Below are 3,228 nucleotides of genomic sequence, written 5' to 3' on the forward strand. Positions count from 1 at the left end.
TCTGCTTATGCCTGTGGTTCTCTCTGAACATCCCTTCACCTCAAGTCGAATAGCCTCAACTTGAGTCTATCGCATCCCAATATCAGCTTCAATACCAAGGCGCTACCTTTTTGCAGGAACGCCATTTTTGGTACTGCACCGGATTTGCAAAATGAGTCGGCTCGGCACGGTGAACACTGAGGAAATCTGCCGAAGCCGAACAAATTCATGAAAAGCCGTTTTCAGACGCAAACTGCGCCAGTCAGCTAAACCGGACAGGTCAACGTTTTACTGCCTATTGCTTGTTGTCCACTCAGGGGCGGCAATCCAAAACTGAGGTAAGATGGAAAAAACGGACACCAAAGTCAGATAGAATAAAAAGACGGAGGTGTTCAGATGAAAGGGATTCCACAGGGAAGGTACACGAAGGAGTTTCGAGAAGAAGCGGTGAAGCTGGTAACGGAAGGGAATATGTCATTGCCGAAGGCTGCGCGGAGCTTGTTATTGCCGCCGTCGACCTTGGGGGACTGGTTGAAAGCTTATAAGGCAGGCAAGCTGGGAGACGTGGGCAAGACACAGCGGCCTTTGACCGAAATAGAGATGGAACTGGCTCGAACAAAGCGGGAGCTGGTTGAGACCCGGATGGAGCGGGATCTGCTAAAAAAAGCAGCCGTGTACTTTGCGAAGGAGTCGCTGCCTGGCACGCGATGGCAAAAGAGATGCGGCTTCAATACCCGATAGCGATGATGTGTTAACCGTGAGTGATAGTGGCTCGGTGGTGGGGGAAGAGAGAGCGTACGACTTACAACTGCCTTCTACACCACCTAACCATTCTCTCGGCCGACAACTCTTGAAGTGATACAATGATCGGGGGCAGGACATATGGAGGAACTGATGAACCTAATGTATTTCGAGGATCTCTCCGTCGGTCAAAAGACGATTGGAGGAGAGCACCAGACCAGCAAGGCTGAAATCTTGGAGTTCGCCCTGAAATGGGATCGCCAGCCGTTTCATATTGATGAGGAAGCTGCTAAATCATATCCGTATGGTGGGCTTATCGCACCCTTGCCCTATATTTTGGCTGTCGTCACCAAGGTCTCGACTACAGACTCCGCGACACCGAAATGGGCAGTGATGGGAGGTCTTGGATATGACAAACTGCGAATGTCGAACCCTGTTCGGCCGGGTGATCTCTTAACCGTTACATGGGAAGTCATTGAGAAACGAGAATCGAAAAGCAAACCGGACAGGGGTATAGTACTCACTGGTACTGAAGTCAGAAACCAACGCAATGAACTGGTCGTCAGTTATATCTCCTCAAGTATGATCTACAAACGACCGGTGTAAAAGAACCTTACGGGAGCAAGGGATAATCATACCCCACACACCCAGGGCAATGCCGAACCTGCCTGTCCCTCCCAGATTCACCGACAATGACTTTACAGGAAATAAGAATTTCCTTGACACTGGGGGTATGTATATTCATGCCAAGTTGCCACCAGGGGAAATGGGGACATGTTGTCAAATTGTCCACTTGAGGCAGATGGTCATGGGTTCTGATATCGCATAAACTCCTGCTCGATTATCAATCGAAAAGGTGCGATTGCGTCCACAGTTTGCTCGATCACCCACACTACCCGACCGTTCTCTGGGCCAGCAACTCTGAGTCTTGAAGTGGTACAATAACCGCAGGCCGGTCAGTCAAGGTCGACCAAGATTGCTGCAGTAGTTTCAAAATAGAAAGGAGGTTAGAAATGGCCAAAATGCCAAAAGAGGTGATGGACCTTTTCAATGATCGTGAAGCATCAAAGGTGATGGCTACAATTGATGCCAAGGGTTTTCCCAACGTAGCACCAAAGGGAAGTCTGATGGCTCTAGACGAGGGGACAGTGGCCTTCGCCGATATCGTGGGAGGCAAGACCAGGGCGAATCTGGATGCAAATAGGAAGGTAGCGGTAGCGGCGATCAAAAAGACTACCGCGTATCAAGTCAAAGGCACTGTCAAGGAGTTTCAGACTTCAGGGCCTGTATTCGACAACTTCGTCAAGATTTTCAAGCCAATGGGCATGACTCCGAAGGCTGTGGGGATCATAACGGTTGATGAGGTTTACTCTCTATCTCCTGCAAATGCGGGAAAGAAACTGGCTTAGCTGATAGCTGGGGACCACTCAGTAAATCTCGACTGACTTGATGGCACTGGCAGATTTCCCCGAGATGATCTGCCGGTGCTACGTGGACCCTTTTGAGCCGGCATGGAATACGACACCGAGAAGAAAGTACGGCCAGCCTAGAGATACCCGGTGTCCCTGCCGCTGATTTCCCTATGTATAGTGCTCCGCAAGGTAAACTTCACGCACCAGATACGGGATATCGATGTCCTCTGCTTTGAAGCGCTGCACCGCCAGAGTAAGTCAGATTATCTGGTATCTATTTCCTCTTCCCACCCACCGATGTCTCAAGGATTAGAGCTAGGGTGAAGGAGGGCTCATTAGCGTCGTTTACAACCCCAAGTCCTTGGTCCAGGCGTAGAAGGTCCCCGGCTTAATCCCTTCCCGCCGGCAGAGATCACTTACCCCCACCTCCCGTCTGAACCCCTCCAGGACGATGCGAACCTTCTCTTCCGGGGTGTACTTATGTCTTGCTGCCACTCTCACCTGCTGCATGAACCCTCGTGTTTCCTGGGTTCTGGCTTCAGCAGCATTTGTCTTATCCTCGATGTTCTGGGACACGCTCAGCTCCTTGCCATATTGACGTTGGTCTACTACCTCAGCGGAGCTTATGCCACCCCTTCCCCCTGTTCGGTTCCAAAAGTTTCTAATTTCGCTGATTGACAACACTCATTGTTCTCGACATGAACCGTGGAATGACCACTCGCTCGATAGGAAATCCATGCTTTCCTCTTGTGGAACCCCACGGGCTCACGCCCGTGGCACCTTAGCGCTTTCGGCGCTCGTAAGCCCTTCGGGCTATCATAATTGCAACTTATACTGACCACAATCTACTTTTTCTTGGTACTCAACATACCTCAATATCTGCTCCTCGTTCAATCCAATAGTCGATGAGAAATAGCCCGGCGACCAAAACACGCCTGACCTATAGACTTTTCCGATCCAGTCAAACCTGCTCTTTATCTTCCTGCTCGTATTTTGCTTAATTTTGCCCACTATCATCGCTACTTCATATTTCGGAGGTATATCGATTATCAGATACACATGATCCGGTTGAATGCTATATCTTATCACCTCGATT

5 protein-coding genes are annotated in these 3,228 nt (G+C 49.9%); 3 read left to right on the forward strand and 2 right to left on the reverse strand.

What is annotated here, in order from left to right; translation table 11 throughout:
- Positions 1 to 375: 375 nt before the first annotated feature.
- The 3 genes from PHV74_15720 to PHV74_15730 all read left to right on the forward strand — a co-directional run bounded on the left by PHV74_15720 (position 376) and on the right by PHV74_15730 (position 2,129).
- Positions 376 to 720 (forward strand): transposase, encoded by a 345-nt coding sequence (locus PHV74_15720; GenBank protein ID MDD5095800.1) that lies wholly within the window; start codon positions 376 to 378, stop codon positions 718 to 720.
- 153 nt (positions 721 to 873) lie between these two features.
- Positions 874 to 1,326, forward strand: coding sequence for a MaoC/PaaZ C-terminal domain-containing protein (locus tag PHV74_15725; protein MDD5095801.1), 453 nt, complete (start codon positions 874 to 876; stop codon positions 1,324 to 1,326).
- A gap of 407 nt (positions 1,327 to 1,733) precedes the next feature.
- The gene (locus tag PHV74_15730; GenBank protein ID MDD5095802.1) at positions 1,734 to 2,129 is read left to right on the forward strand and encodes a pyridoxamine 5'-phosphate oxidase family protein; all 396 of its coding nucleotides are present in this window, start codon (positions 1,734 to 1,736) and stop codon (positions 2,127 to 2,129) included.
- A 348-nt stretch (positions 2,130 to 2,477) separates the two neighbouring features.
- Here the strand turns inward: PHV74_15730 and PHV74_15735 are convergent, their stop codons facing one another.
- Positions 2,478 to 2,708, reverse strand: a complete 231-nt coding sequence (locus PHV74_15735; GenBank protein ID MDD5095803.1) for a transposase — start codon at positions 2,706 to 2,708, stop codon at positions 2,478 to 2,480.
- A gap of 240 nt (positions 2,709 to 2,948) precedes the next feature.
- A partial coding sequence (gene tnpA, locus PHV74_15740; GenBank protein MDD5095804.1) for an IS200/IS605 family transposase occupies positions 2,949 to 3,228 on the reverse strand: 280 nt, incomplete at its 5' end.

The organism is Dehalococcoidia bacterium, assembly GCA_028711995.1.
Classification (GTDB): Bacteria; Chloroflexota; Dehalococcoidia; order SZUA-161; family SpSt-899; genus JAQTRE01.